This is a genomic window from Saccharopolyspora halophila (genome assembly GCF_039531955.1).
In the GTDB taxonomy this organism is placed as follows: domain Bacteria; phylum Actinomycetota; class Actinomycetes; order Mycobacteriales; family Pseudonocardiaceae; genus Saccharopolyspora; species Saccharopolyspora halophila.
This window is the reverse complement of record NZ_BAAARA010000010.1, coordinates 158431-184634: the sequence shown is the minus strand read 5'-3', so window position 1 is coordinate 184634 and position 26204 is coordinate 158431. Positions and strand designations below refer to the sequence as shown.

At 70.6% G+C, this 26204-nt stretch carries 23 protein-coding genes; 14 read left to right on the top strand and 9 right to left on the bottom strand.

What is annotated here, in order from left to right; translation table 11 throughout:
- The first annotated feature begins 5 nt into the window (after positions 1-5).
- Both ABD289_RS16520 and ABD289_RS16515 read left to right on the top strand, forming a co-directional pair.
- Complete coding sequence (locus ABD289_RS16520; RefSeq protein ID WP_486374881.1) at positions 6-728, top strand: maleate cis-trans isomerase family protein; 723 nt, start codon at positions 6-8, stop codon at positions 726-728.
- 24 nt (positions 729-752) lie between these two features.
- Positions 753-1463, top strand: a complete 711-nt coding sequence (locus tag ABD289_RS16515; protein ID WP_344132964.1) for a GntR family transcriptional regulator — start codon at positions 753-755, stop codon at positions 1461-1463.
- A gap of 66 nt (positions 1464-1529) precedes the next feature.
- Here ABD289_RS16515 and ABD289_RS16510 read toward each other — a convergent pair whose 3' ends face one another.
- Positions 1530-3002 (bottom strand): NAD-dependent succinate-semialdehyde dehydrogenase, encoded by a 1473-nt coding sequence (locus ABD289_RS16510; protein WP_344132960.1) that lies wholly within the window; start codon positions 3000-3002, stop codon positions 1530-1532.
- 131 nt (positions 3003-3133) lie between these two features.
- On the opposite strand from ABD289_RS16510, the gene ABD289_RS16505 reads away from it, so the two are divergent.
- Both ABD289_RS16505 and ABD289_RS16500 read left to right on the top strand, forming a co-directional pair.
- Complete coding sequence (locus ABD289_RS16505) at positions 3134-4390, top strand: aspartate aminotransferase family protein (protein WP_344132957.1); 1257 nt, start codon at positions 3134-3136, stop codon at positions 4388-4390.
- 177 nt (positions 4391-4567) lie between these two features.
- Positions 4568-5713, top strand: a complete 1146-nt coding sequence (locus ABD289_RS16500) for an LCP family protein (protein WP_344132954.1) — start codon at positions 4568-4570, stop codon at positions 5711-5713.
- Positions 5714-5769: 56 nt separating this feature from the next.
- Here ABD289_RS16500 and ABD289_RS16495 read toward each other — a convergent pair whose 3' ends face one another.
- A complete protein-coding gene (locus ABD289_RS16495) occupies positions 5770-6633 on the bottom strand; it encodes a lysozyme (RefSeq protein WP_344132951.1) in 864 nt (287 codons plus the stop codon).
- A gap of 274 nt (positions 6634-6907) precedes the next feature.
- Between ABD289_RS16495 and ABD289_RS16490 the strand changes: the two genes are divergently transcribed.
- The 4 genes from ABD289_RS16490 (at position 6908) to ABD289_RS16475 (ending at position 12628) form a co-directional block, all read left to right on the top strand.
- The gene (locus ABD289_RS16490; RefSeq protein ID WP_344132948.1) at positions 6908-8671 is read left to right on the top strand and encodes an ABC-ATPase domain-containing protein; all 1764 of its coding nucleotides are present in this window, start codon (positions 6908-6910) and stop codon (positions 8669-8671) included.
- A 66-nt stretch (positions 8672-8737) separates the two neighbouring features.
- Complete coding sequence (locus ABD289_RS16485; protein WP_344132945.1) at positions 8738-9418, top strand: phosphoribosyltransferase; 681 nt, start codon at positions 8738-8740, stop codon at positions 9416-9418.
- 247 nt (positions 9419-9665) lie between these two features.
- Positions 9666-10076 carry a hypothetical protein gene (locus ABD289_RS16480; protein ID WP_344132942.1) on the top strand — a complete coding sequence of 137 codons (411 nt, stop codon included), beginning with the start codon at positions 9666-9668 and terminating at the stop codon, positions 10074-10076.
- Between the two features lie 251 nt (positions 10077-10327).
- Positions 10328-12628: an ATP-dependent Clp protease ATP-binding subunit gene (locus ABD289_RS16475; RefSeq protein ID WP_425564715.1), complete on the top strand. Its 2301-nt coding sequence runs from the start codon at positions 10328-10330 to the stop codon at positions 12626-12628.
- A gap of 9 nt (positions 12629-12637) precedes the next feature.
- Here the strand turns inward: ABD289_RS16475 and ABD289_RS16470 are convergent, their stop codons facing one another.
- Positions 12638-13267 (bottom strand): trimeric intracellular cation channel family protein, encoded by a 630-nt coding sequence (locus tag ABD289_RS16470; protein WP_344132938.1) that lies wholly within the window; start codon positions 13265-13267, stop codon positions 12638-12640.
- A 198-nt stretch (positions 13268-13465) separates the two neighbouring features.
- Here ABD289_RS16470 and ABD289_RS16465 point away from each other — a divergent pair, with 198 nt between their 5' ends.
- From ABD289_RS16465 to ABD289_RS16455, 3 genes are all read left to right on the top strand, one after another.
- Positions 13466-13924 (top strand): STAS domain-containing protein, encoded by a 459-nt coding sequence (locus tag ABD289_RS16465; protein ID WP_344132934.1) that lies wholly within the window; start codon positions 13466-13468, stop codon positions 13922-13924.
- A gap of 40 nt (positions 13925-13964) precedes the next feature.
- A complete protein-coding gene (locus ABD289_RS16460) occupies positions 13965-14501 on the top strand; it encodes a DUF1697 domain-containing protein (RefSeq protein WP_344132931.1) in 537 nt (178 codons plus the stop codon).
- 293 nt (positions 14502-14794) lie between these two features.
- Positions 14795-16450 (top strand): ABC-F family ATP-binding cassette domain-containing protein, encoded by a 1656-nt coding sequence (locus ABD289_RS16455; RefSeq protein ID WP_344132928.1) that lies wholly within the window; start codon positions 14795-14797, stop codon positions 16448-16450.
- A 57-nt stretch (positions 16451-16507) separates the two neighbouring features.
- Here ABD289_RS16455 and ABD289_RS16450 read toward each other — a convergent pair whose 3' ends face one another.
- Entirely contained in the window at positions 16508-16714 is a 207-nt protein-coding gene (locus ABD289_RS16450) for a hypothetical protein (protein ID WP_344132925.1), read from the bottom strand.
- 321 nt (positions 16715-17035) lie between these two features.
- Positions 17036-17308 carry a hypothetical protein gene (locus ABD289_RS16445; protein ID WP_344132922.1) on the bottom strand — a complete coding sequence of 91 codons (273 nt, stop codon included), beginning with the start codon at positions 17306-17308 and terminating at the stop codon, positions 17036-17038.
- Here ABD289_RS16445 and ABD289_RS16440 point away from each other — a divergent pair.
- Positions 17299-17823 carry a gamma carbonic anhydrase family protein gene (locus tag ABD289_RS16440; RefSeq protein ID WP_344132919.1) on the top strand — a complete coding sequence of 175 codons (525 nt, stop codon included), beginning with the start codon at positions 17299-17301 and terminating at the stop codon, positions 17821-17823. The genes ABD289_RS16445 and ABD289_RS16440 overlap by 10 nt on opposite strands.
- Here ABD289_RS16440 and ABD289_RS16435 read toward each other — a convergent pair.
- Positions 17816-18577: a putative protein N(5)-glutamine methyltransferase gene (locus tag ABD289_RS16435; protein ID WP_425564714.1), complete on the bottom strand. Its 762-nt coding sequence runs from the start codon at positions 18575-18577 to the stop codon at positions 17816-17818. The genes ABD289_RS16440 and ABD289_RS16435 overlap by 8 nt on opposite strands.
- A 416-nt stretch (positions 18578-18993) precedes the next feature.
- Positions 18994-19254: a Prokaryotic metallothionein gene (locus ABD289_RS16430; RefSeq protein WP_344132913.1), complete on the bottom strand. Its 261-nt coding sequence runs from the start codon at positions 19252-19254 to the stop codon at positions 18994-18996.
- A gap of 173 nt (positions 19255-19427) precedes the next feature.
- Here ABD289_RS16430 and ABD289_RS16425 point away from each other — a divergent pair, with 173 nt between their 5' ends.
- Entirely contained in the window at positions 19428-22406 is a 2979-nt protein-coding gene (locus ABD289_RS16425) for an alpha-mannosidase (protein ID WP_344132910.1), read from the top strand.
- A 49-nt stretch (positions 22407-22455) separates the two neighbouring features.
- On the opposite strand, the gene ABD289_RS16420 is transcribed toward ABD289_RS16425, so the two are convergent.
- Positions 22456-23556 (bottom strand): peptidoglycan recognition protein family protein, encoded by a 1101-nt coding sequence (locus tag ABD289_RS16420; protein WP_344132907.1) that lies wholly within the window; start codon positions 23554-23556, stop codon positions 22456-22458.
- Between the two features lie 222 nt (positions 23557-23778).
- Here ABD289_RS16420 and ABD289_RS16415 point away from each other — a divergent pair, with 222 nt between their 5' ends.
- Positions 23779-24099: a DUF6221 family protein gene (locus tag ABD289_RS16415; protein WP_344132904.1), complete on the top strand. Its 321-nt coding sequence runs from the start codon at positions 23779-23781 to the stop codon at positions 24097-24099.
- A gap of 73 nt (positions 24100-24172) precedes the next feature.
- On the opposite strand, the gene ABD289_RS16410 is transcribed toward ABD289_RS16415, so the two are convergent.
- Positions 24173-24922 carry an MBL fold metallo-hydrolase gene (locus ABD289_RS16410; RefSeq protein WP_344132900.1) on the bottom strand — a complete coding sequence of 250 codons (750 nt, stop codon included), beginning with the start codon at positions 24920-24922 and terminating at the stop codon, positions 24173-24175.
- Positions 24923-26204 lie beyond the last annotated feature (1282 nt).

The window sequence follows — 26204 nt, the reverse complement described above, 5'->3', positions numbered from 1 at the left end:
ATCCGGTGGCCCCTACGGCGGGAATTCTCTACCCCGGTCACAGCGCCGAGGACGACTACCCGGAGCTGGAGGCCGCGTTCGGTGACGGGACCCGGCTCGCGGTGGTGCACACCGAGATGCGCGAGGACGCCCATCGGGTCGACGCGCTGCTGGAGGTCGGCGGCCGCGAGGTGCTGGCCGAGGGCGTGCGGCGGTTGCCGCCGGTGGAGGCGGTGATCTGGGCGTGCACCTCGGGCAGCTTCGTGTTCGGTTACGACGGCGCTGCCGAGCAGGTGGCCAAGCTGCGGGCGGTGGCGGGCGTGCCGGCCTCGAGCACGTCGTTCGCGTTCCTGCGCGCCGCCGAGCACCTCGGGGTGCGCCGGGTGGCGGTGGCGGCGACGTATCCGGCCGATGTGGCGGGGTTGTTCGCCGAGTTCCTGCGGGCCGGTGGGGTGCGGGTGCTGCGGTGCGCCAGTCGGGGCATCGTCACCGCCGCCGAGGTCGGCACGCTCACCGATGAGCAGGTTTGCGAGTTCGCCGCGGCCAACGATCACGAGTCGGCCGAGGCGGTGCTGCTGCCGGATACGGCGTTGCACACCGTCGGGGTGCTCGAGGAGCTCGAGCGCCGGTTGGGCAAGCCGGTGCTCACGGCCAACCAGGTCAGTGCCTGGGAGGTGTTGCGGCTGGCCGGTGATGGCCGGTCGCGGGATGGATTCGGAACGTTGTTCCGGTCGTCGCACGGCGGGTGAAGCCCGGGGGAAGGGGACCCGCGAATGAGAGATGGTGACAACGTGCTCGGGATCGACGAGGAAAATCAGCAGACCGGTGATTTAGAGCCGGTGCAGCGCAAGTCGACGGCGGCGATCGTGGCCGATCAGCTGCGCGCGGCGATCATGCACGGTTCGCTGCCGCCCGGTTCGCAGTTGGGCGAGGCCGAGTTGGCCACCCGGCTGGGCGTGAGCAGGGGCCCGTTGCGCGAGGCCATGCAGCGTCTGGTGGCCGAGGGCTTGTTGCGCAGCGAGCCGCACCGGGGGTTGTTCGTGATGACCCTCGACACCGAGGACGTCGCCGACATCTACCTGGCGCGGCTGGCGGTGGAGCGGGCGGCGTGCGAGCAGATCGTGCGCGAGCATCGCGTGGAGGCGGTCGCCGAGCTCACGGCGGCGCAGAGCCGGATCGTGGCCGCGGCGGGCAAGGGCGACGGGATCGGTCTGGCCGATGCCGACCAGGAGTTCCACGAGACGCTGGTGCGGGTCTCGGGCAGTCCGCGGTTGCAGCGCATGGCCCAGACGTTGCTGGTGGAGAAGCGGATGTGCCTGGCGGCGTTGCAGAACAAGTATCACGCCGATGTGCAGGCCCTGGTCGATGAGCACAAGGGTCTGGTGGATGCGATCGAGGCCGGTGACGAGCAGCTGGTGCTGGCGCGCCTGGAGGGGCACATGAACGACGCCCTGGAGCGGCTCAACGGTTCGCTGGCCGAGTGAGCCCGCGTAAGTAGAGGGGCCCCGACCCACCACCTGGGTCGGGGCCCCTCCATCTACGCGGTGGGGTCACAGGCCGCCGATGGCGACGTACTTGGTTTCCAGGAACTCGTCGATGCCGACCTTGCCGCCTTCGCGGCCGAGGCCGGAGGCCTTCACGCCGCCGAACGGAGCGGCCGGGTTGGACACCAGGCCCTGGTTGAGGCCGACCATGCCGGTTTCGAGGGCTTCGGTCACGCGCAGGCCGCGTTGCAGGTCGCGGGTGTAGAGGTAGGCGACGAGACCGTATTCGGTGTTGTTGGCCGCGTCGATGACCTCGCGCTCGTCGGTGAAGGTCGTGATGGGTGCGACCGGGCCGAAGATCTCCTCGGTGCCCATCCGGGCTTCGCGGGGCACGTTGGTCAGCACGGTGGGGTTGTAGAAGTGGCCCTGCCCGTTGGCGGCGGTGCCGCCGGTGACGACTTCGGCGCCGCGGTCGATCGCGTCGGAGACGAGTTCGGTGACCTTGTTCAGCTGCGCGTCGTCGATCAGGGGGCCGACCTGGACGTCGTCGGCGACGCCGCGTCCCAGGTTCAGGCCGGCCATGCGTTCGGCTAGCTTGGCCGAGAACCGCTCGGCGACGTCGGTGTGGACGTAGAAGCGGTTGGCCGCGGTGCAGGCCTCGCCGATGTTGCGCATCTTGGCGAGCATGGCGCCGTCGACGGCCGCGTCGAGGTCGGCGTCGTCGAAGACGATGAACGGGGCGTTTCCGCCGAGTTCGAGGGAGACCTTCAGGACCTGCTCGGCGGACTGCTCGATGAGCTTGCGGCCGACCGCGGTCGAGCCGGTGAAGGAGAGCTTGCGGGCGCGGCGGTCGCGGATCATCGGTTCCATGACCGAGCCGGCTCCCTGGGCGGTGACGACGTTGAGCACCCCGTCGGGCAGGCCGGCCTCGCGCAGGATGTCGGCCAGCGCCAGCATCGACAGCGGTGTCTGGTGGGCCGGTTTGATCACCGAGGTGCAGCCGGCGGCGATGGCGGGGCCGATCTTGCGGGTGCCCATGGCCATCGGGAAGTTCCACGGGGTGATCAGCAGCGCGGGGCCGACGGGCTGGCGGGTGACCAGGAATCGTCCGGTGCCCGAGGGGGCCACGGCGTAGTCGCCGCCGATGCGCACGGCTTCCTCGGCGAACCAGCGGAAGAACTCGGCGGCGTAGGTGATCTCGCCGCGCGATTCGGCCAGTGGTTTGCCCATCTCGAGGGTCATCAGCAGCGCGAGGTCCTCTCGGCGGTCGGTGAGGATCTCGTAGGCGCGTCGCAGGATCTCGCCGCGTTCGCGCGGGGCGTGCGCGGCCCAGTCGTTCTGGGCCTCGGAGGCGGCGGCCAGGGCCGCGAGGCCGTCCTCGGCGGAGGCGTCGGCGACCTCGCACAGTCCCTGCCCGGTGGCGGGGTCTTCGACGGTGAAGGTGCGCGCGCCGGTGGCGTCGCGCCAGCTGCCGCCGATGAGCAGCTGCTTGGGTGCCATCTCGACGACGGCGTTCTCACGGGGGTGGGTGGTGGTCATGAGTAGGCGAACTCCTCAATGCTCTCGGTGATGAGTGCGGGTCGTTCAGTGGTGGACAGCGCCGCCCTGCGATGGTTGCATGAGGACCCAGATTGTCAACAATCCTACAATGTGCACCCTTGGAGTGGATCATGACTGAGCTCTCGCCGGCGCTCAAGCAGGCGACCCCGGTGCTGGCCGCTCGCGGCGAAGGGGTTTACCTCTTCGACGAGGACGACCGCCGCTATCTGGACTTCACCGCGGGCATCGGCGTCACCAGCACCGGGCACTGCCACCCGCGCGTGGTCGAAGCCGCGCAAAACCAGGTCGGCACCCTCATCCACGGCCAGTACACGACCGTGATGCACCGCCGGCTCCTCGAGCTCACCGAGCGTCTGGGCGAGGTCCTGCCCACCGGGCTGGATCGGTTGTTCTACGTCAACTCCGGTAGTGAAGCCGTTGAAGCCTCTGTGCGGTTGGCGCGACACGCAACCGGACGGCAGAACATCATCGCCTTCTCGGGTGGTTTTCACGGCCGCACCATGGGGGCGGCCGCGCTGACGACCTCCGGGGTCAAGGTGCGCGCCGGGATCGGGCCGATGATGCCGGGCGTGGCCTTCGCCCCGTTCCCCGAGGCCTACCGGCACGGCACCACCGAGGCCGCCGAGGTCGATCGCGCGCTGGCCGAGCTGGACCAGCTGCTGATGACCACCACCTCGCCGAAGGACACCGCGGCGATCATCGTCGAGCCGGTGCTCGGTGAAGGCGGCTACATCCCCGCGCCCCCGCGGTTCTTGGCCGGTCTGCGCGAGCGCGCCGACAAGCACGGCATCCTGCTCATCGCCGACGAGGTCCAGACCGGAGTGGGGCGCACCGGCGCCTTCTGGGGCCACGAGCACGCCGGTATCGGCCCGGACATCCTCATCACCGCCAAGGGGCTGGCCAGCGGGTTCCCGCTGTCGGCGATCGCGGCCGGCGAGGAGCTGATGAGCAAGGCCTGGCCCGGCTCGCAAGGCGGCACCTACGGCGGCAACGCCGTGGCGGCCGCGGCCGCGCTGGCCACCCTGGATGTGGTGCGCGACGAAGACCTGGTGGGCAACGCCGCCGAGCAGGGCCAGCGGTTGATCGAGGGGTTGCGCAAGGTCGCCGCCGAGCACCCGGTCATCGGTGATGTGCGCGGCCTCGGGCTGATGCTGGGCAACGAGTTCACCACCTCGGAGGGGGCGCCGGACGCGGCCACGGCCGCCCGCGCGCACGCCGCCGCGGCCGAGGAGGGCCTGCTGCTGCTGACCTGCGGGCCGCACGGCAACGTGGTGCGCATGATCCCGCCGCTGATCGTCACGGCCGCGCAGGTCGACGAGGCGGTGGCGTGCTGGTCGCGGGCGGTGGCGCGCGCCGTGGCGGACTAGAACACCTGTGGTGGTGGGTGTGAGTTCGGGCTCACGCCCACCACCTGCGCAGACGCCGTCGCCGGAGCACCGTTCGATAGCGGGGGACACCTGCCGCGGGCGTGTCTGCAATGCTGCACCGCAAGCAGCGGCGCGTGCCACGCGTCGCCCAACGACCCAACCGACGCAGGTGTGAGCATGAGCGACTGGTCGGCGGGAGGCCCGCCGAGGAGCCGGAGGCCGCAGGGCGGCGGAAGGTACGACTACTACCGTGGTGGTCAGCAGCCCCCGCGGGGGCGGGACGGCCCACCGCCGCCACCGCCACCCGGGCGAGGGGGCCAGCCGCCGCGTTCGGGCGAGCCCCCGCGGCCGCCGCGGCGCCCCGCCAAGAAGAAGAGCTGGGGCAAGCGTCTCGGCATCGCGCTGCTGGTCGTGGTGGCGCTGCTGGCCGGGCTGGTCATCTACTTCGACAGCACGCTGCAGCGCACCGCTGCGCTGGACTTCCAGGGGCAGGCGCCCGACTCGGCCGGGACCAACTGGCTGCTGGTGGGCTCCGACAGCCGGGAGGGCCTCGACGAGGCCAAGCGCGAGGAGCTCGCCGCCGGTGACGCGGGCGGGCGCCGCACCGACACCATGATGCTGGTGCACGTTCCCAGCGGCGGCGGCCAGCCCGCCCTGATCAGCCTGCCGCGCGACTCCTACGTCTCGATCCCGGGACACGGCAAGACCAAGCTCAACGCGGCCTTCTCCTACGGTGGCCCGCAGCTGCTGTCGCAGACGGTCGAGCAGGCCACCGGTGTGCACATCGATCACTACGCCGAGATCGGATTCGGCGGCTTCGCCGACCTGGTCGACGCGGTCGGCGGTGTCGAGGTCACCCTCGAGAAGCCGATGAACGACGACAAGGCCAACGTGCACCTGCCCGCAGGGCCCAACGAGCTCGACGGACCCACCGCCCTGGGGTTCGTGCGCGCCCGCTACTCCCTCGACGGCGGGGACTTCGAACGCACCCAGAACCAGCGCAAGCTGCTGGGCGCGCTGGTGGACAAGGCCACCAGCCCGGCCACGCTGCTCAACCCGTTCCGGTTGATCCCGCTGGCCAACGGGGCGGGCAAGACGTTCCTGGTCAACGAGAACGACCACGTCTGGAACCTGTTCTGGCTGGCGATGGCCATGGGCGACATCTCCAAGGGCCAGGGCGTGACCACCTCGGTGCCGTTCGCGGGCTTCGGTGAGGACTCCAACGGTGGCTCGGTCATCGTCTGGGACAAGCAGCGCGCCTCGCAGATGTTCCAGGCCATCGCCGAGGACGAGCCGATCCCGCCGGAACTGCTGGACCAGTAGCANTGAGGGACGCCGCCGAGATGCTCGGCGGCGGCCCTCACACGTGCGCGACGGGTTCAGCCGGCGAAGGCGATGAGCTGCTCGAGGTTGCCGTTGAACACGTCCTGACCACCGGGCAGCGGCCCGGTGTCGTTGTGCTGCCAGAAGGTGTGGAAGTTCCAGCCCGCGGGCAGCTGCCCGATCTCGGGGGCGTAGCGGGCCACCCACAGCGGGTTGTTGGCGGCGAAGTCCGGGTTGGCGCCGGTGCAGCGGTTCCACCAGCTGGCGGTGGTGTAGATGACCGGGAACCGCCCGGTGCGTGCGTGGTAGGTGTTGGAGAACTCGGCCAGCCACCCCGACATCGCCGCCGGGTCGAGCCCGTAGCAGGTCGGCCCGTACGGGTTGTGCTCGATGTCGAGCACGCCCGGCAGGGTGCGCCCGTCGGGCACCCACATGCCGCCGTTGTCGACGAAGAAGTTGGCCTGCTGCGCGCCGCTGGAGCTGTTGGGCAGCGCGAAGTGGTAGGCGCCGCGCACCATGCCGGCGGCCAGGGCTCCGTCGTACTGGGACCGGAACGAATCGCTGCGGAAGTCGGTGCCCTCGGTGGCTTTGACGTAGGCGAAGCGCGCCCCGGCGGCGTGGGCCGCGGGCCAGTCCACTGTGCCCTGATGTCCGGAGACGTCGGTACCTGCCAGCGCGCCCGCGGGAATCTGCGCCGGGCCGCGTTGCCGGGTGGCGGTTTGGCCGGTGCTGTAGCCGGCCCAGGCGCCGTGCGGGTCGGCGGGGCTGACCCGCGGGGTGGTGCGCGGGTGCTCGGGCGCGGGTGCCGGGGCGGCCGCGGCGGGTGTTGCCGTGGCCATCGCTGCGGTGAGCAGGGCTGTTAACACGGCGGGCATCCGGCGGGTGCGCTGCGGCCGTGCCGGGGCGACCGATCGTGGCATGAACGCGCCTCCTCGTGGACAGCACGACACCCGCCGTGGGGATGTCGTGGAAATGCGGAATTCGGGCGAACCGGTGGGTTCGGGGTCGTGATCGGCCGATCTTGTGCGCGCGTGGCAGAGGATAACCCCGGGTGGCGGGTCGCGCTCGATAGCGACGCGTGCGCGTTTCGCATTTTCCGGGTGAACTCCCACGCCACGGGCCTGCGCAGGATGTCCACTGTGGTCGGGATCTCTCGATTGGAGTTTGCTCGGCGTGTCCGGTACAGGTGCGGGCATGGCACAGCAGCGAAATGGCGGCGGCGGCCGCGACGAGCGGCGCGGCAAGGGCCCGCGCCCCGGGGGACGCGAGCAGCAGCCCGGTGGCTACCGCGGGGACGTGGACAAGCTGCGCGGGCAGCTGCGGGAGATGCACGGCAGTGGCTACGGCCGCTACAAGTCGTTGACCGGCCGCTGGGGTCTTCCCGGTTGCACCCTGGAAATCCAACGGGTGCAGTCGGATCCGTACGCGCCGGCCAGCCGCGTGCAGGTCACCGTCGATGCCGACACCGCCGGGTTCCCCGAGCAGCTCTGGCACAGCCCGGTGCGAGCGCGCGCGCTGGCCGGATACCTGGTGCGCGCGGTGGAGCGCCGGTTGCGCGACAGCCGGTTGCGCGTGGACGCGGGCCGTCAGCAGGTCCTCGACCGCAGTTCCTGCCAGATCCGCGAGGGCGCGGTGCGGCTGCGGCTGGGCATCGACATGCCCGGGCGGGGCCGCAGCATCGACGGGCGCGCGGCCGAGGAGACCCTCTGCGACGAGCTGCCCGAGGTCGTCGGCGCGGCGTTGCGGTGGGACACCGCCGATCAGGGCAAGGTCCGCGAGTTCGTCGACAGCATCGAGGACACCGACGCCGCGCGGCGGCTGCTGCCGGAGATGGGGTTGGTGGCCTTCGTCGCCGACGGGGCGATGTTGCCGCGTCGCAGCGGTGTCGATGAGCGTCCGCTGTCCGACGGGGTGGCTTTCGAGTCGCCGGAGTCGATGCGGGTGCGGATGAAGCTGCCCAATCGCGGTGAGGTCACCGGCATGGGTGTGGCCGAGGGCATCACGCTGGTCGTCGGTGGCGGGTTTCACGGCAAGTCCACACTGCTGCGGGCCTTGGAGTTCGGGGTCTACGACCACGTTCCGGGTGATGGGCGCGAGCTGGTCGTGGCCCGCGAGGACACGGTCAAGATCCGCGCCGAGGACGGCAGGCGGGTGCACCGGGTCGATGTGAGCCCGTTCGTGGCGCATTTGCCCACCGGTGCCGACACCACGGACTTCTCCACCGACAACGCCTCGGGTTCGACCTCGCAGGCCGCGTCCATCATGGAGTCGGTGGAGGCCGGTGCGGGGACGCTGCTGGTCGACGAGGACACCTGCGCGACGAATCTGATGATCCGCGACGCGCGCATGCAGGCCCTGGTGGCCAAGGACGCCGAGCCGCTGACTCCGTTCATCGACCTCATCCGGCCGCTCTACGACACCCACGGGGTCTCCACGGTGCTGGTCATGGGCGGCTCCGGTGACTACATGGACATCGCCGACCAGGTGCTGATGCTGGATTCCTACCGGGCCCACGACGTGACCGCGCGGGCGCGGGAGCTCTCGCGGTCCGCGCCGACGGGGCGCAGTGCCGAGGGCCGCGGGTTCGCCGCGGTGCGTCCTCGGGTGGTCGATGCCCGGTCGATTCCCACCGGGCGCGCGAAGGTGCGTGCTCGCGGCACCGATGCGCTCACGCTCGGGGACTCCACGGTCGAGTTGCGCGGTATCGAGCAGCTGGTGGATCCGGCGCAGGTCACCGGGATCGGGTTGGCGCTCGTCTCGGCGGCCGAGCGCGGTGTCATCGACGGGCGGCGCACGCTCGAGGAGATCCTGGAGTCCTTCACCGCCGATGTGCGCCGGCGGGGTGTCGATGCCGTCGACGAGCGGTTCGTGGGTGATTTCGCGGTGCCGCGCGCGTTGGATCTGGCCGCGGCCCTCAACCGGCTGCGGGTGCTGCGGGTGGCTGGTTTCGGCGGCTGAGCCGGAGGTTTGCCGGACCGGGTGGCGCGGGCATCATCGGGGTGAGCCGCCAAGGGGGTGCTTGGGATGCCTCGGATGCGTTTCCGGCCGCGCGCCACCCCCGGCTATGCCGATCGGGCGCACGCCGGTCGGGCCCTGGCTCGGCATCTGGAGGGTGTGCAGCTGTCCGGGCCGGTGGTGTTCGGTCTGGCGCGCGGCGGGGTGCCGGTGGCCGCCGAGGTCGCGCGTGGTTTGGGCGCGCCGCTTCGGGTGTGCGTGGCGCGCAAGATCGGCGCGCCGGGGCAGCCGGAGTTGGCCTTGGGCGCGGTGACCGCGCACGGTCCCGCGGGCTACGACGATCGGCTGGTGCGCTCGTTCGGGCTCGGTGACGCCGAGCTGGCCGAGCTCACCGAACGCGAGCGCAACGAGGCCCGCCAGCGGGAGGCCCGCTACACCCGCGGCCCGGCGCCTGAGCTGGGTGGGCGTGATGTGGTGCTCGTCGACGACGGGTTGGCGACCGGTGCCACGGCGCGCGCGGCGATCGGCATGTTGCGCGAGCACGCTCCGCGGCGGGTGGTGCTGGCCGTGCCGGTGGGGTCGCCGGATTCGGTGCGGGCCTTGGAGTTGGTGGCCGATGTGGTGGTGTGCGTGCTGCAGCCGGTGGACTTCGCGGCGGTGGGGCAGTGGTACGGCGAGTTCGGCGCCACCACCGATGCCGAGATCGACGGGATCCTCGACGAGCTCGGCGGTGCCGCCGAGCAGGACTGAGCGGCCCCCGGGCGGCCCGGACGAGCGCCGGACACACCTGAGAAATCATCAGCTTTGGTGGGTTCAGCGGGCGCTGAAGCGCATGCGTGCGCAACACCATCACCGCCTCCCGGCCGGACGCGCTAACCTCTCGGCACCTACTCCTGTGCCTGGCCGAGCCCGGGGGCCCGGCAGGCACACCGCGCCCGGTACGGGCTCGGTGGCGTCGGGGTGGAGTTGGTAACGGATTCGGGTTGATTGGTTCGCTATGACTACCGCTGGAAATTCCGACAAGACGTCGTCGCAGGCGGGCAGGCACACGCCGCCCCGCCGGAACACGGGCAAGCAGGACGAGGACGCCGGTGGCGAGTCGGGGTACTCCGCGGAGGTGGCCCGCCAGGTCGGCGAGGCGACCGTGGCGCTGGGCGAACGGCTGCGCGACCCGGGCGTGGCCCACAACGTCGAGGAGATCGAGAAGGTCCTGCGCGGGTTCTCCCTGACCATGGAAGGCATGTCCAACGGGCTGACCGGTGTCACCGAGTGGCTGCGCGCCGCCGGGCACGTGGGCCCGCTGTCTGGGCACTCCAGCGTCATGTCCGAGCGCCTCTCGCACATCGGAAAAGAACTGTCCCGGCTGGCCGACGCGGTCGACAAGGCCCAGGAGCAGGAAGCCGGGTAAGCGGTGGCACGCGCCGTCCGGTTCGTGGCGGCGTGTGCCACAATGATCGTCGAGCGGTGCGCGCCCGAGCCCGATTCTCGCGGGCTTGTGTCCGGCCGAGCTGCGCGCCGCATGGCATGTCGACGGTGGTGTCCGGTGTTTCGCCCGGTGGCCGCCGCGTGGGGTGATTCGCGCGTCGGGTGGAGGTGGCCTGGTTGGATCGCGGCAGCACCGGGGATTCCTCTGCCGCTTTTGACTCGCTGTTCTCCGAGATGTTCACCGCCGAGGACAGCGGAACCGCGCAGCGGAGCGCGGCGCTGTCGACGTTGCTCGACGAGCAGGCGCACGAGGTGCTGTCCCGCGCGGTGCGCGGCACCGTGCAGTGGGGCAGCCCGGAACTCGACAGCACGCACCTGCTGTGGGCGGTCACGCAGGTTCCGGCCACCGCCGAGATGCTGACCGCCTCGGGTGTGCGGGTCGATGATCTGGCCGAGGCGGTGCGCTCGGCGGTGCTGTCGGCCCAGGAACCCTCCCCGGGTGGCAAACCGGTGCTGTCGGCCACGGCGCGGCGCGCGCTGCTGGGCGCCTACCAGCAAGCTCTCGGTGAGGGCGCCGACGTGGTCGCCGCGCGGCACCTGGTGCTGGGGCTGGCCGCCGACGCGGATTCGGTGGCCGGGCGTGCGCTGGCGCGCGCGATCGAACTCGGTGACGGCGCGCAGGGCCGGTCGGTGCTGTCGCTGACGCCGCGGCTCGACGAGTTCGGGCTCGATCTCACCGAGCTGGCCCGCGCGGGCTCGCTGGATCCCGTGGTCGGCCGCGACACCGAGATCGAGCAGGCCGTGGAAGTGCTGGGCAGGCGTTCGAAGAACAACCCGGTGTTCGTGGGCGACCCGGGTGTGGGCAAGACCGCCATCGCCGAGGGCCTGGCGCGGCGGGTGGTCGACGGCGCGGTGCCGTGGTCGCTGGCCGGGGTGCGGGTGATCTCGCTGGATCTGTCCGGCATGGTCGCCGGGGCGAAGTACCGCGGTGAGTTCGAGCAGCGGTTCCGCGAGGTGCTCGCCGAGATCCGCGCCAACCGCGAGGCGGTGCTGGTGTTCATCGACGAGCTGCACGCCATCGTCGGTGCCGGGGCCGGTGAGGGCTCGATGGACGCCGGCACCATGCTCAAACCCGCGCTGGCGCGGGGTGAGGTGCGGCTCTTGGGCGCCACCACCGTCGAGGAGTACCGCAAGCACATCGAGAAGGACCCGGCCCTGGAGCGCCGCTTCGCGCCGATCATGGTCGGTGAGCCCTCGGTGGAGGACACGATCACTGTGCTGGGCGGGCTGCGCGAGCGGTACCAGCGCCACCACCGGGTGCGCATCGACGACGCGGCCCTGCGCGCGGCCGCCGAGCTCTCCCAGCGCTACCTCGTCGACCGGTTCCTGCCGGACAAGGCGGTGGATCTGCTCGATCAGGCGTGTTCGCGGGTGCGGTTGCGGCGCGGCGGGCAGGTGCGCTCGGCCGCGGTGTTCGAACCGACCGTGATCGCCGACGACGTCGCCGACGTGGTGGCCTCGCGCACCGGCATCCCGGTCGCCGACGTCAGCGCCGCCGACGTCTCCCGGCTGCTGGGCCTCGAGCAGCATCTCGGAGAGCGGGTCGTGGGCCAGGACGAGGCGGTGGCCGCGGTGGCCGAGGCCGTGCGGCGCGCGCGGGTGGGGCTGGCCGATCCGGACCGGCCGATCGGCACGTTCTTGTTCCTGGGGCCCACGGGCGTGGGCAAGACCGAACTGGCCCGGGCCTTGGCGCAGGCGCTGTTCGGTGACGCGCAGCGCCTGCTGCGGCTGGACATGGGCGAGTTCCAGGAAAAGCACGCGGTCGCGCGGCTGATCGGCGCCCCGCCCGGCTACGTCGGCTACGGCGAGGCCGGCCAGCTCACCGACCGGGTGCGTCGCCAGCCCTATTCGGTGGTGCTCTTCGACGAGGTCGAAAAGGCCCATCCGGACGTGTTCAACACGCTGCTGCAGGTGCTCGACGCGGGGCGGTTGACCGACTCGCAGGGCAGGTTGGTCGATTTCCGCAACGTGGTGGTGATCATGACCTCCAACATCGGTGCCGACCGCATCCTGCAGGCCGGTGCGGCTGCGGCCACCGAGGTCGTCACCGAGCAGCTGCGCGGGTTCTTCCGGCCGGAGTTCATCAACCGCATCGACGACGTGGTGGTCTTCCGCCCGCTGGGCACCGAGCAGCTGCGCCGCATCGCGACCCTGCTGCTGGAGCGCACCGAAAAGCAGCTCACCGACAAGGGCGTGCGGCTGTCGATGACCGACGAGGGCCTGGACTGGCTGGTCGCGCGGGGACACCAGCCGGAGTTCGGTGCTCGCCCGCTGCGGCGGGTGATCTCGCGCGAGCTCGACAACCGGCTGGCCGAGCTCGTTCTCGCCGGGCGCGTCAGCGCCGGTGACGAGGTCACCGTCGGCGTGCGGGCCGGCGAGCTGGATGTGCAGATCACCCAGGTGTGGCGCCCGGTCTCCGGTGGCCGCCACGCCAGCCCGGAGGACTTCCAGCTGCCCTGCGAATCCGCCGGCTGACCGGGCGGGTCAGGCGCGTCCGCCCGGGGGCGCGGGGGCCTGCAGGCCGAAGTGCACTCCGATCATGCGCACGAGGAAGCAGACCGCGGCCGCCGCCAGCGCGGCCGGCAGCCCGTAGAGGCCGGTGTGCAAGGCCGCCACCGTCAGGGCCGCGCCGATGAGCGCGGGGATCGCGTAGAGGTCGCTCTGCAGCACCGAGGGGATGCGGCCGATGAGGGTGTCGCGGATGGTGCCGCCGCCGACACCTGTGATCGCGCCGAGGATGATCGCGGGCCCGATGCCCAGACCGGCTTCGACGGCTTTGTTCGCGCCGAGCACGGCGAAGGTGCTCAGCCCGATGGCGTCGAGCACGTTGATCGGGGTTTCCAGCCGGTGCAGCCACTGGCCGAGCGCGAAGGCCACCAGCGCCCCGCCCAGCGCCACCGCGAGGTAGCGCCAGTCCTGCAACGCCCCCGGCGGGGTCTGGCCGATGAGCAGGTCGCGCAGGATGCCGCCGCCGAGGGCGGTGATCATGCCGAGGGTGAGCACGCCGACGATGTCCAGGCGGGTGGCGCGAACCGCGGTCAGGGCGCCGTTGAGGGCGAAGGCGAAGGTGCCGGTGAAATCCAGCGCCAGCAGCAATGGCGGCTCGGTGTTCATGCGCCCTTTCCCGGGGTTGGAGCGAGCCCGCTGTTCGGGTCAGGGTGCACGGTAGGGGATGGCCCGCGTTGCAGAGGTGGCCGCACCGCGAAAACCGCGGTTCACACGAAAGAGCCAGTGCTTGTCGGCATGGCGAGGCGTGCTTAACGTGGTGGATGTCGTAGGCCGCAGCCTCGAACCCACACCAGGGAGTTTCAGGTGATCGCAGCCGGACAGGACACCCCGGTTCCCGCGTGGCAACAAGACCACTCGCTCGTGCAACCGCGCCCGCCCGCCGACGCGGTGCTCGGGCACGCGCACCACGAGGCGACGTCGCGGCTGTCGGTGGAATGGCCCGCCCCAGGTGTGGTGGTGGTGCGCATCGGCGGCGAGATCGACCTGGCCAGCCTGCCGCGGGTGACCGAGATGATCCGCCAGCGGCTGCGAGCGGCCAGCCTGCAGACCGTGGTGCTGGACTTCAGCACCGTGACCTTCGCCTCCAGCGCGGCGATGGAACTGCTGATCACCGCGCAACGCCGATGCCGCCAGCGCGACTGCACCCTGCTCGTGGTGCCCGGCAATGGCCCGGTCGCGAAGCTGCTGGAGATCACCGGCCTGTCCACGATGGTGTCCCTGCGCGAGGACGTGACCGCCGCGGTGGCCGAGGCGCGCGGCTGAGCACGGCCGCACCCGCGCCCGAGTGGCAGCATCAGCGGGCGTGTACACGTACATCGCCCTGCTGCGCGCGGTCAACCTCGCAGGCCGCGCCCGCCTGCCCATGAACCGGTTGCGGGAACTCACCGAAGCCGCCGGTGGCCACGACGCACGCACCTACCTCAACAGCGGCAACGTCGTGTTCGACTCCGAGCACCCCAGCGCCGCGCAGGCCGCCACCGCGCTGGGCGAGCTGCTGACCCGCGACGGGCTCAACACCGCGGTCATGGTCCGCACCGGCGAGCACCTGCTCGAACTGGCCACCGCCGGGCACCCCGACGCCGCCCACGACCCCGACCACACCCACCTGCAGGTCGCCTTCCCGCTGGCCGCGATCACCCCGCAGCAGCTCGCGGCCATGCCCATTCCAGGCAACGAACGCGCCACCCTGCGCTGCGGAGAGATCTGCCTGCACTATCCCGACGGGCTCGGCCGCAGCACGCTCACCACCGCGCGCCTGCACAAGCACCTGGGCACACCGGTGACGTGCCGCAACTGGCGCACCGTGGCCGCGCTGGCCGAGCTGGCCCGCACCCGGTAGCCGCGCGAAATTCACGCGACCGGCCACCGGGAAACCGGTAGCATCACCGGCGTCCTGCCACCTGCCCTTCGAGGTCGAGCATGCTCAGCTGAGGTTCGCGAACACCGCGCGCACGGGCCGCCACACCGGCCCGAGGACCCGCACGAGCACACGCTCGCGCGCCGGCCCCCGCGTGGAGGCGACCTCGGCCGCAGGACACTTCGGCACTTCGCTGTCGCGTGTTCTCGCCGCGCGGTGCTCGCGTGCGCCCTTCTCCCGGAGCCCCCGCGAACCCCGCACGAAGGCGAACACCCATGACACCACCCGCACCCACCCCGGTGACCTGCGCGCAGCTGAGCTTCGCCTTCACCGACGGCACACCGGTGCTCAACGACCTCACAGCCGGCTTCGCCCCCGGCCGCACCGGCCTGATCGGCACCAACGGCAGCGGCAAATCCACCCTGCTGCGGCTGCTGGCCGGACGACTGACCCCCACCTCCGGGCAGGTCGTGACCACCGCCGCACCGGCCTACCTGCCCCAGCAGGTCACCCTCGACGTCACGCTGCGCGTCGACGAGGCCCTGGGCATCGCCGAACAGCGGCGCGCGCTGGCCGCGATCGAGGCAGGAGAGGTCACCCAGGACCACCTCGACACCATCGGGCAGGACTGGGACGTCGAGGAACGCGCCCGCTGGACCCTCGCCCAGCTCGGCCTCGACGGCATCGACCCGGACCGCACCGTCGGCGAGCTCTCCGGTGGGCAGGTCGTGCTGCTGCACCTGGCCGCGCTGCTGCTGGCGCGCCCGAGGGTGCTGCTGCTCGACGAACCCACCAACAACCTCGACCCGCAGGCCCGCCAGCGGGTCCGCGACACGCTGGAGACCTGGACCGCGGGCGTGCTCATCGTGGTTACCCACGATCGCGAACTGCTCGAACGCGTCGACCGCATCGCCGAACTGCGCGACGGGCAGCTGTCGCTGCACACCGGCGGGCTCTCGTCCTACGAACAGGCACTGGCCACCAGCCAGCAGGCCGCGCAGCGAGACCTGCGCGCCGCCGAGGCCGCCGAACGCGAGCACCACCGCGGACTCGCCGAAACCCGCGCTCGCACCGCCCGCAGGAACAAAGCGGGCAGAGCCACCGCCGACGGCATGCCCAGAATCGTGGCCGGAGCGCGCAAACGCGCCGCGCAGGAATCGGCGGGCAAACTGCACGCGGTGCAGCAGGCCCGCGCCGAAGCCGCCCGCCGCCGACGCGAACAAGCCGAACGGCGGGTGCGCGAGGACCCCGAGATCCGCGTGCGACTGCCCGAGACCACCGTGCCCGCCCGCCGCACCGTGGCCACCCTGCGCGGCGCGCGACTGCCGCACGGCAGCCGCGCGCGCCTGGACCTGGACGTGCAGGGCCCCGAACGCATCGCGCTGCTGGGCCGCAACGGCGCCGGCAAGACCACCCTGCTGCGGCTGCTGGCCGGACACCTCGCCGCCGCCGAAGGACAGGTCAACGTGCCGGTGCCCGCGCGGCTGCTACCGCAACGCCTCGACGTGCTCGACGACGCGCGCACCGTGGCCGACAACGTCGCCGACCACGCACCCGAGTTGACCACCACCGAGCTGCGCGGCCACCTGGCCCGGTTCCTGTTCTCCGGCACGCGCGCCGATCAGACCGCCGCGACGCTCTCCGGCGGCGAACGCCTGCGGGCCGCTCTGGCCACGGTCCTGCTGGCCAGACCGGCACCCCAGCTGCTGCTGCTCGACGAACCCACCAACAACCTCGACCGGGCCAGCGTGGCGGCCCTGACCAGCGCCCTGGCCTCGTTTCGCGGGGCCCTGGTACTGGCGGGCCACGACCTGCAGTTCCTCCAGGCCTGCCAACCCACCCGGTGGCTGCTGCTGGACGAGGAACTCACCGACACCACCTCGCAGCAGGCCACCGCACTGCTCGCGCCCCCGCGCGGCGACCCCGACTAGTGCCGCCGCACCCGGTGCGCAGTCCTCGACAGGAACGCCCGCACCCCGTTGCCGAAGTCATCGCCGCCGAAGACCGTGCGCGCGGGATCGCCCCCCGCCGGGCGGATCGCTCACCCGCGGACGCCGAACGGCTTCGTTGCTCGCCCGCATCGTCAGCGGGGCGTGCTCGACGGGCCGATCGGTGACCGAACCCAGCACCACCAGCGCCCCGGCCCGCGGGTTCTGCACCAGTACGTCGGCCGAACCCAGCAGCCGGTCGAGCACGCGCGCCCCAGCTCGGTCTCGAGAGCTCGAGATCCAACCCCGCGGAGCACGCGGTGCGCGGGAAAAAGGGGGAGGCGTGCGACCCCAGCAACGGGCCGGTCGCGCGCACCGGGTCGCCGCTGGCGGGTTTCCACCTCGCTGACATCGGCCCCCGAGTCGACCAGCCGCACACCGCCTAGGATCACCCCGAGAATTCGCCGGGTGAAAGGAGACCGCGGCCAGCGTGACCGCCCCGAACCCCGAAGCACTCCGGCCTCGTCGAACGCGTCGCACCGCCCTGGAAACCACGTGCACCAGGCCGCCGACCGGCGAGGCCCCGGCCTACCTGGACGGCTCCATCGTGGACCTGGCCGGACACGACCGACGCGAGGAGTCCTCCCGCTGACCGCCACCGCAGACGCCGGCGACATCGCCCGTCACGCCCGCCTGCTCGAGATCGTTGAGACCGGCGAACCCGAGGCACTCCTGGCCGAACTGGCCACCCACCGCGTCCTCGACGGCATCGAGGACGCGGTCGACGAACACACCGACGCAGCGCTGGCCCGGCTCGACGGCCAGCGCGACAACCGAAAGGACGACCCAGCGTGACCGCACCGCAGACCGTGACCATCGACGGCATCAGCCCCACCGTCGACCCCTCGGCGTTCGTGGCCCCCTCGGCCGGCCTCATCGGCCGCGTGAGCCTGGGCGAACGCGCCAGCATCTGGTACACGGCCGTGCTGCGCGGCGACCAGGAGGACATCACCGTCGGCGCGGCCAGCAACATCCAGGACGGCTGCGTCGTGCACGCCGACCCCGGATTCCCCGCCCACATCCACCCCGAGGTCACCGTCGGGCACCGCGCGGTGCTGCACGGCTGCACCGTGGAGACCGGCAGCCTCATCGGCATGGGCGCTGTCGTGCTCAACGGCGCCCGCATCGGCGCGGGCAGCCTCATCGCCGCCGGGGCAGTGGTGCTGGAAGGCACCGAGATCCCACCCGGCTCGCTGGTGGCAGGCACCCCCGGCAAGGTCCGCCGCGAACTCACCGACGAGGAACAAGCCGGACTCAAGCTCTCCGTCGAGCAATACCTCAACCTCGCCGCCAAGCACCGCGACGGCCTCAGCTAGTCCCGACCACCACGGTCGCCTCCCGCTCCGGGCACGACACGACCCGCGAGACCAGGCCCGCACCGTCGAGCAACCCGGCGGTGCGGGCCGCCTGATCGGACCCCGTCTCGATCAGCACCGACCCACCCGGGGCCAACCACCGCCCGGCCTCGGCGGCCACCCGCCGCTGCACCGCCAACCCGTCATCGCCACCATCGAGGGCCACCAGCGGCTCGTGATCGCGCGCCTCCGGCGGCATCGCCCCCACCGCGCCACTGGGCACGTACGGCGCGTTGGCGGTGATCACCCGCACCCCGCCGCGCAACCCGGCGGGCAAACCCTCGAACAAATCCCCGCCACGCACCTCGGCACCCGGCAGATTCAGCCGCGCGCAGGCCACCGCCCGCTCATCGACATCGCAGGCCCACACCCGCAACCCCGGACGGGCTCGCAGCAACGCCGCGGCCACCGCGCCACTGCCGCAGCACACATCGACCACCACAGCGCCCGGCTCGACCCGTTCGCAGGCCGTGCGCACCAGCAGCTCGGTGCGCTGGCGCGGCACGAACACCCCCGGAGCCATCCGCACCCGCACCCCGGCGAAGGACACCCACCCGAGAACCTGCTCGAGCGGAACCCCGGAGACCCGCTCGGCGAGCATGTCCTCCAGCCGCGCGCGATCACCACCGGTCTCGGCGCGCAGCAGCCGCGCCTCGTCCTCGGCGAACACGCACCCTGCCACCCGCAACCGCTCCACGACCTCGTCCACGCCCACCACACTCGCACAGCACGCGGGTGGGGCAGGGGAGCGCACGCGAAGCGGTCCCGCACCCCGTAGGGCTGCGGGACCGCGAAGTCTCGGCGTGCGCTCGTGCTCAGCCGCTGGTGCGGGTGGGCTGCGAACCGGGGTGACGCATCTGCGCGCGAGCCCGTTCCATCTCGCGCGCCATACCACCCAGCCAGTGAACCAGACCGGTCATTCGGGAGTCCTCCACTACTCACCAAGGGATAATGCGATGACGGCGCGCTTGCTCGCTGTCAAGTCCCGGGCCCTGAAAGACCCCGCGTTCCGGGCGAGTCAAACCGTCTCACTCCGCATATCGTCGCAGGTGACCGCGATGTTTCTCGCGAAATATAACGAAACGGTAACGAGATCGTCTGGTGTTTCACACGCCACCCGAACCCGGCCACTCAGCCCGGATGCGCCCCCACCGCATCCCGCAACTCACCGACCATGGCCACATCCGACTGCCGCGCGCAGTGCGCACAGCAGAAGAACCGCCCACTGGCCTCCACACCATGCCCCAGAATCCGGCACCCGCAGTGCTCGCACTGCGGCGCCAACCGCTGCGCCGCGCACTCGAACGAATCAAACGTGTGCACCCCACCGCTGACGGTGTGCACCTCGAAACTCATCCAGTAATCGTTCCCGCACACCTCGCAGACCGCCATGACACACACCCCTTCAACCGAAACGACAAACGACGAACGACACGCAGAGCATGCGTGCGAGCCCACCACCCGGCAACCGCAAACACCACCGACCAGCATCGACGCCCCAGAACAACCCCACCCGCGTGCCAACATGATCACCCACCGAGCACCCCACCCCGGAGCGCACCCCCATGCACGATGACCGCCGAATCGTCGAACAACGCCTCGACCGCGTCCTGCACCAACGCCTCCACCCCGCCCAGCACACCCACACCCGACCCCTGACCGCCGCCGTCTGGCACACCCCCGGCGAACCCGTCGACATCGACCACGCCCTCGCGGCCACCTACCAACCCGCCGACATCGGCACCCCCTGGGGACCCGCCTGGGGCACCGCCTGGTTCCGCTTCACCGCCGACATCCCCGAAACCTGGCAAGGCCACACCATCGAAGCCCGCATCAACCTCGGCTCCGCCGACGAACGCCCCGGCTTCCAATGCGAAGGCCTCGCCTACACCCCCGACGGCCAACCCCTCAAAGGCCTCAACCCCCTCAACACCCACCTCGAACTGCCCGACACCCCAGGCACCCGCATTTTCTACGTCGAAGCCGCCGCCAACCCCGACATCCTCGGCACCCGCGGCTTCCAACCCACCGACCTCGGCACCAAACCAACCACCACCGGAGCACCGCTCTACCACCTCAAACAAGCCGACCTCAGCATCCGCGACCCCCAAATCACCGCCCTCTACCACGACGCGCACGTCCTCGACCAACTCATGCGCGAACTCCCCGCCACCGCACCCCGCCGACACGACATCCTCCGCGCCCTCGAACGCATGCTCGACACCCTCGACCTGCACGACATCCCAGGAACCGCCACCGCAGCCCGCGCCCAACTCACCGACGCCCTCACCGCCCCCGCACACCCCAGCGCCCACCGCATCTCCGCGGTCGGCCACGCCCACATCGACTCCGCCTGGCTCTGGCCCATCCGCGAAACCATCCGCAAAATCGCCCGCACCATCGCCAACGCCACCACCCTCATGCGCGATCACCCCGACTTCCACTTCGCCATGTCGCAAGCCCAACAACTCGAATGGATCAAAACCCACCACCCGCAGCTCTACGAACGCGTCCAACACCACGCCACCACCGGCCAATTCGTCCCCACCGGCGGCATGTGGGTCGAATCCGACACCAACATGCCCGGCGGCGAAGCCCTCGCCCGCCAACTCATCACCGGCAAACGCTTCTTCCTCGACGAATTCGGCATCGAAACCCGCGACGTCTGGCTACCCGACTCCTTCGGCTACTCCGCAGCCCTGCCCCAACTCATCCACCAATCCGGCTCCCGCTGGTTCCTCACCCAAAAAATCTCCTGGAACCAAACCAACCGCTTCCCGCACCACACCTTCCACTGGGAAGGCATCGACGGCACCCGCGTGTTCACCCACTTCCCACCCGCCGACACCTACAACGCCCAGATCACCGGCGCCGAACTCGCCCACGCCCAACACAACTTCACCGAACACGGCCACACCCGCCACTCCCTGCTCGCCTACGGCCACGGCGACGGCGGCGGCGGACCCACCCGCGAAATGCTCGAACGCGCCTACCGCACCCACGACCTCGAAGGCTCACCCCAAGTCACCCTGCACACCCCCGAAGAATTCTTCACCGCCGCCGAAAACGACCACCCACACCCCGCCGTGTGGTCCGGCGAGCTCTACCTCGAAGCCCACCGCGGCACCTACACCTCCCAAACCCGCACCAAACAAGGCAACCGACGCAGCGAACACCTCCTGCGCGAAGCCGAACTCTGGGCCACCACCGCCACCATCAACACCGGCGCCACCTACCCCCACCAACAACTCGACCGCCTCTGGAAACAAGTCCTCCTCAACCAATTCCACGACATCCTGCCCGGCTCATCCATCGCCTGGGTCCACCGCGAAGCCGAAACCACCTACGCCCGCATCGCCACCGAACTCGAAGACATCATCACCCGCGCCACCACCGCACTCACCGGAGAAGGCAACACCCCCATCACCTTCAACGCCACACCCCACACCCGCCACGACATCCCCGCACACGGCGCCACCACCACCAACCCACCCGCACCGACCACACCCCAACGCCACCCCGACGGCACCACCACCCTCGACAACGGCCTCATCCGCGCCACCCTCGACACCCGCGGCCTGCTGACGTCCGTCATCGACCACCAGGCCGACCGCGAAGCCCTCGCAGGACCGGCCAACCTCCTGCAAATCCACCCCGACCACCCCAACCACTGGGACGCCTGGGACATCGACGGTTTCTACCGCCACACCGTCCACGACCTCACCGACACCGACACCATCGACCTCACCGACGACGCCGTGCACATCCACCGCAGCTTCGGCGACTCCACCCTCACCCAAACCCTGCGCCTGCACGAAGCCACCAAACGCATCGACATCACCACCGACATCGACTGGCACGAAAGCGAAAAGCTCCTCAAAGCCGCCTTCCCCCTCGACGTCCACGCCGACCGCAGCGCCGCCGAAACCCAATTCGGCCACATCATGCGGCCCACCCACAGCAACACCAGCTGGGACGCCGCCCGCTTCGAAATCTGCGCCCACCGCTTCCTGCACGTCGCCGAACCCGGCTACGGCCACGCCCTGCTCAACGACTCCACCTACGGCCACGACGTCACCCGCCACACCCGCGACAACGGCGGCACCACCACAACAGTGCGCCTATCCCTGCTCCGCGCACCCCGATTCCCCGACCCCGACACCGACCACGGCCACCACACCCTCAACTACGCCCTGCTCATCGGCGCCGACATCCCCGACGCCGTCCGCGAGGGCTACCGCATCAACATCGCACCCCGCACCACCCGCGGCACCCACCCCGTGACACCACTGGTCACCCTCGACAACCCCAACACCATCATCGAAACCGTCAAACTCGCCGACGACCACAGCGGCGACCTCATCGTCCGCCTCTACGAATCCCGCGGCGCCCAAGCCCGAACACACCTGAGCACCAGCTTCACCGCCACCTCGCTGACCCGCACCGACCTGCTCGAACGCCCCACCCACGAACCCGAAGCCCCCGGAACCCAACAACACCTGCGCCCCTTCGAAATCCGCACCCTGCGCATCACCCGCGCCTAGGCACAACCCTGCCCCCGCACAACCACGCGCAGGGGCAGGGAACGCGCCATCACGACAACAACCACCGCCACACCACCTCATCGACCACACCCGAGGCCACCAGACCCCGCGAACCCCGAAACTCACGCACCACCGAGACCATCGAATCCCCGAAAACCCCGTCCACCGACATCGACACCCCACGTGCACGCAACAACACCTGCGCCGCCCGCACCGCGTCACCTTCGGCACCCCGCACCAACTCCGGAGTCACCTCCAGCCACGCCTGGCCACCGAACAAACCCGGCTCAACCACCCGCGCGGCCAAGCACGACCCCTCGGCAGCACCCCGCCGACGCACCACAGCCTCCGCCGCACGCACCGTGCCCGCCCCGAAGACACCATCGACCGGCACCCCGAAACCCCGCGCGCGCAACAGCAACTGCAACGCCGAAACCACATCCCCCGAAGCACCCGGGACCACCAACGGCCACGTCACCGGCTGCACCACCGGCGATCCCGTCCGCGCACCCACCTGCGCGCGCAACTCCGGCAACCGCCCGTAGAGCACCGCACCCGGGCAGGCCGTGGCCATGAAATCCCGATGCCCGTAGATCTCGCCGGCCGCGATCCCGTACTGCGCGACCATGTACGAGCACAGCTCCACCAGCGAGCTCCACAACGCCGACGGCACCGCCGCCTCGGTGTAGGTGCCCTCGTTCTCGATGCCCAGCGCCACCGAGTTCTGCTCCCCGGCGTGGGCACCCCGCACGTGCTGCGAACCGCCCCGCAACGCCGCCAGCGACTGGTGCCGACCCTCCATCAGATACCCACCACGCGAGTTGGTGAAGTTCTGACCCGTGTCGATCCAGCCGTTCGAATCCATGTGGTAGTTCTGTATCTGTCTGCATAACTCGAAAGCGTGTGCCTGCGACGTGTCCTCGGCGTTCGGCGTCGCCGTGTGATGCACCACGATCTTGGTCGGCTTCGAGTCCAGCACCTGGATCGAACCCGAAGCCGCCCGCGCGTCCCAATCGGCCGTCGACGCGATCGACGGAGCCATCCGCCGCGAACCCGCCACCGCGGGCATCCCGCTCACCGTCACCGCCGTGGCCGCCAGCCCACCGGCCAGCAGCACCCGACGCGCCACGCGCACCTCTCCCAGCGCCATCATCCGCTCCCGCACTCGTATCGAAACAGGGCCGCAGCCCCCGGAATTCGACACGCTACGAGCCAGAACCAGAAACCCGGAAATTCCTGGCAACAAACCGCCACACCACGTCAGTCATTCACGAACGATCAAGAGACCCGTCACCGCGTCATAACCGACCCGCTCCTGCATCCCCACCAAGAACGATCACCACCACGGGACCGACAGGAGACACCCCGACCCATGAACCGCTTCGTCCGCTTCCTGCGGCGCCAGCTCGACATCGACCTCGAACTCCTCCGGCAAGCCAGGCACGACGAAGAAACCGGCAAAGCCACCGCACAACCCAACGCCGGCGTCCTCACCGCCATCCGCGGCTTCCGCGAATGCGAACTCAAGACCCGCCTGCTGACCATCCACCAGCACTGCGGCGCCGGAAGCGGACCCTGCGACACCCTCGAGGACACCTACCCCCGAGAAGACGAACGCGGCTGTCCCACCAAAGCCTTCCTCGGCCTGCCCTACACCGACCGCCCCGGCTACCAACCCCGCTGGCGCCCCTGAACCGTCGACCACGCACGCACCAACGCAGGGGAGCGGCCAGCCCACCACCGGCCGACCGCACCCGAGGACCCCGTCACGACGCCGAGCAAGCCCGCCGGACCGCCTCACCGACCCGCCCGTGATGCACCGGACCATGACCGGGCAGAACCACCTCGGCATCCAGATCCTCCAACGCGGCGAGCCCCGCGCGGATCTCACCGCGATCACCGTGGTCGAACCACGGCGCGATCAACTGCGGCCCCCGCGTGCGCGACACCGCATGACCCGTGATCAGCACGTCCCCGGTGGCGACCGCGCCGGCAGCGGGGAAGTGGTAGGCCGTGTGCCCCGAGGTGTGCCCGGGAGTGGCAACCGGCACCGGCGAACCCGGCAGATCCAACGCCCCACCGACCGAGAACGGCTCCGCGTGCGGCGCGGCCACATCTCTAGCAGCCCCCGCGCGCAACACCCGCACCGCCCACGGCAACACCCTCGGACGCCACAACCGCGGCAGCAGCTCGCGCGGCGTCAGCTGCTCGAGATACTCCCGCCGCGCATGCGCCACCTCCACCGGATGCAGGTAGACCGGAGTGCCGTAGCGGGCGTGGAACGGATTCACCGCGCCCAGGTGATCGACGTGCGCATGCGTCACCAGAATCGCCCGAACATCCCGCGGATCGCGACCGAGCTCGCGAATCGAGGCCTCCACCGCAGCGACATCGCCCGGATAACCACCATCGATGAGCGTGAGGTCCGAGCCCTCCCGCACCAGCACCCAGTTCACGGCGGTGCCCGCACCGACGAAGACGTCCCGGGCGACCTGCACCAGACTCGAACGACCCAACGAAGCCCTCCTGCGACGACGACCACCCGACCCCGCGGCGGTCCGACCGGCGCACCGCTGGGACTCACCGACCGCCCAACACTGACACGCCGCCGCGCCCCGGCAAGAACCCAACCGCACAAGCAACCCGGCAGGGTCGTAGCGACCGGCCCGAGCGCTGCCCGGCGCCCCGCCCCGTGGCGAGCGGTCGAGCAGGCCTACGGATGTGCGAGGGGCAGTGGTGCAGCGCACTCGGCCGGACGGGGGTAGGCGAGGGAGGTGTCCGTTGCTGGCTCACGGCCGGGGAGGGGAACAGCCGGGAACGCGCACGCCGGTGTGGGCGAGGGGAGGGAGACCGCCACGGGGACGAATGGGCAGCCGGACCGGGCAATGAGTTTGGCGAGCTCGGGCGTGGGCTGAGGACGCCCGCTGCAAAGTTGATCTTCAGGGGACTTTATCAATTTCGTGGATAATCTACGTTATCCATCATTCGGAGACGAACGGGCGAGTGGTGGCTGGTGAACCAGGGGATCGTGGGAACCGTTCCACCGGCAGCCGTTCGTGTTCGGACGCACCCGTCCGGTGAGGCCGCTGCGTGATGCCGACCGTTCCACCTGAGTCTTCCGGTCCGAGCCGTTGCGCCGACTCGATGACCGGCTCCAGCGATAGCCGCTGATCAACACGCGACAGACGCCGATTCGGCACCCTGCCAGCGCACCCGATCCGACCAGCCCATTTGCGTCACAGTGACGTAAATAGCGGTTGGGCGCCCGACCTTTGAGAAGAGGGCAGCAGCCGACCGACCCGCCGGGGGCCGACGGACACCCGGGTTCAACAGCGATGCATCCAGCCGAACGCGAAAGCTCCAGCGCGCCGACCCGGCAGCCGCAGACCGCGCACCAACGCCCGGCATCGCGCACGAGCAAGCCGGCGCCTCGCCGGTCGACGAGCGCCAGCGCCACCCGCGTGCCGCGCCGACCGATCCGGCGGCGCCACCGGACGGCTTCGAAGCGTCGATGTGGACGTCTGACAACCGCTCTCGGCCTCCGTATTGATCATCACCAAAAAGCCGATAATGTACATTATGTTAAGTCAATGATTCGAGCGGCTCCCCTCCAGGCGTGACCGCCCCTGAGAAGCGCTCCACCCGACACCAATCGAACAAACACCGACCCGTCATCGCGTGACGATCCGGCGCATGGGCAGCGATGGCGACGCCCGCTGGCGCGTTCTCAGCTGCGTCATCAAAGCGACGGAGAACGCGATACAGCCAGCGGCTCTGCTGCGCCCGCAGCCTCGAAGG

Excerpts from the sequence above, each read along its gene's own strand:
- ABD289_RS16485 (WP_344132945.1), top strand. The coding sequence starts at position 8,738 with ATGCCTCGGATGCGTTTCCGGCCGCGCGCCACCCCCGGCTATGCCGAT.
- ABD289_RS16455 (WP_344132928.1), top strand. The coding sequence starts at position 14,795 with ATGACACCACCCGCACCCACCCCGGTGACCTGCGCGCAGCTGAGCTTC.
- ABD289_RS16470 (WP_344132938.1), bottom strand. The coding sequence starts at position 13,267 with ATGAACACCGAGCCGCCATTGCTGCTGGCGCTGGATTTCACCGGCACC.
- ABD289_RS16505 (WP_344132957.1), top strand. The coding sequence starts at position 3,134 with ATGACTGAGCTCTCGCCGGCGCTCAAGCAGGCGACCCCGGTGCTGGCC.
- ABD289_RS16430 (WP_344132913.1), bottom strand. The coding sequence starts at position 19,254 with ATGGCGGTCTGCGAGGTGTGCGGGAACGATTACTGGATGAGTTTCGAG.
- ABD289_RS16420 (WP_344132907.1), bottom strand. The coding sequence starts at position 23,556 with ATGGCGCTGGGAGAGGTGCGCGTGGCGCGTCGGGTGCTGCTGGCCGGT.
- ABD289_RS16510 (WP_344132960.1), bottom strand. The coding sequence starts at position 3,002 with ATGACCACCACCCACCCCCGTGAGAACGCCGTCGTCGAGATGGCACCC.
- ABD289_RS16415 (WP_344132904.1), top strand. The coding sequence starts at position 23,779 with ATGAACCGCTTCGTCCGCTTCCTGCGGCGCCAGCTCGACATCGACCTC.
- ABD289_RS16475 (WP_425564715.1), top strand. The coding sequence starts at position 10,328 with ATGTTCACCGCCGAGGACAGCGGAACCGCGCAGCGGAGCGCGGCGCTG.
- ABD289_RS16500 (WP_344132954.1), top strand. The coding sequence starts at position 4,568 with ATGAGCGACTGGTCGGCGGGAGGCCCGCCGAGGAGCCGGAGGCCGCAG.
- ABD289_RS16515 (WP_344132964.1), top strand. The coding sequence starts at position 753 with ATGAGAGATGGTGACAACGTGCTCGGGATCGACGAGGAAAATCAGCAG.
- ABD289_RS16480 (WP_344132942.1), top strand. The coding sequence starts at position 9,666 with ATGACTACCGCTGGAAATTCCGACAAGACGTCGTCGCAGGCGGGCAGG.
- ABD289_RS16490 (WP_344132948.1), top strand. The coding sequence starts at position 6,908 with ATGGCACAGCAGCGAAATGGCGGCGGCGGCCGCGACGAGCGGCGCGGC.
- ABD289_RS16425 (WP_344132910.1), top strand. The coding sequence starts at position 19,428 with ATGCACGATGACCGCCGAATCGTCGAACAACGCCTCGACCGCGTCCTG.
- ABD289_RS16495 (WP_344132951.1), bottom strand. The coding sequence starts at position 6,633 with ATGCCACGATCGGTCGCCCCGGCACGGCCGCAGCGCACCCGCCGGATG.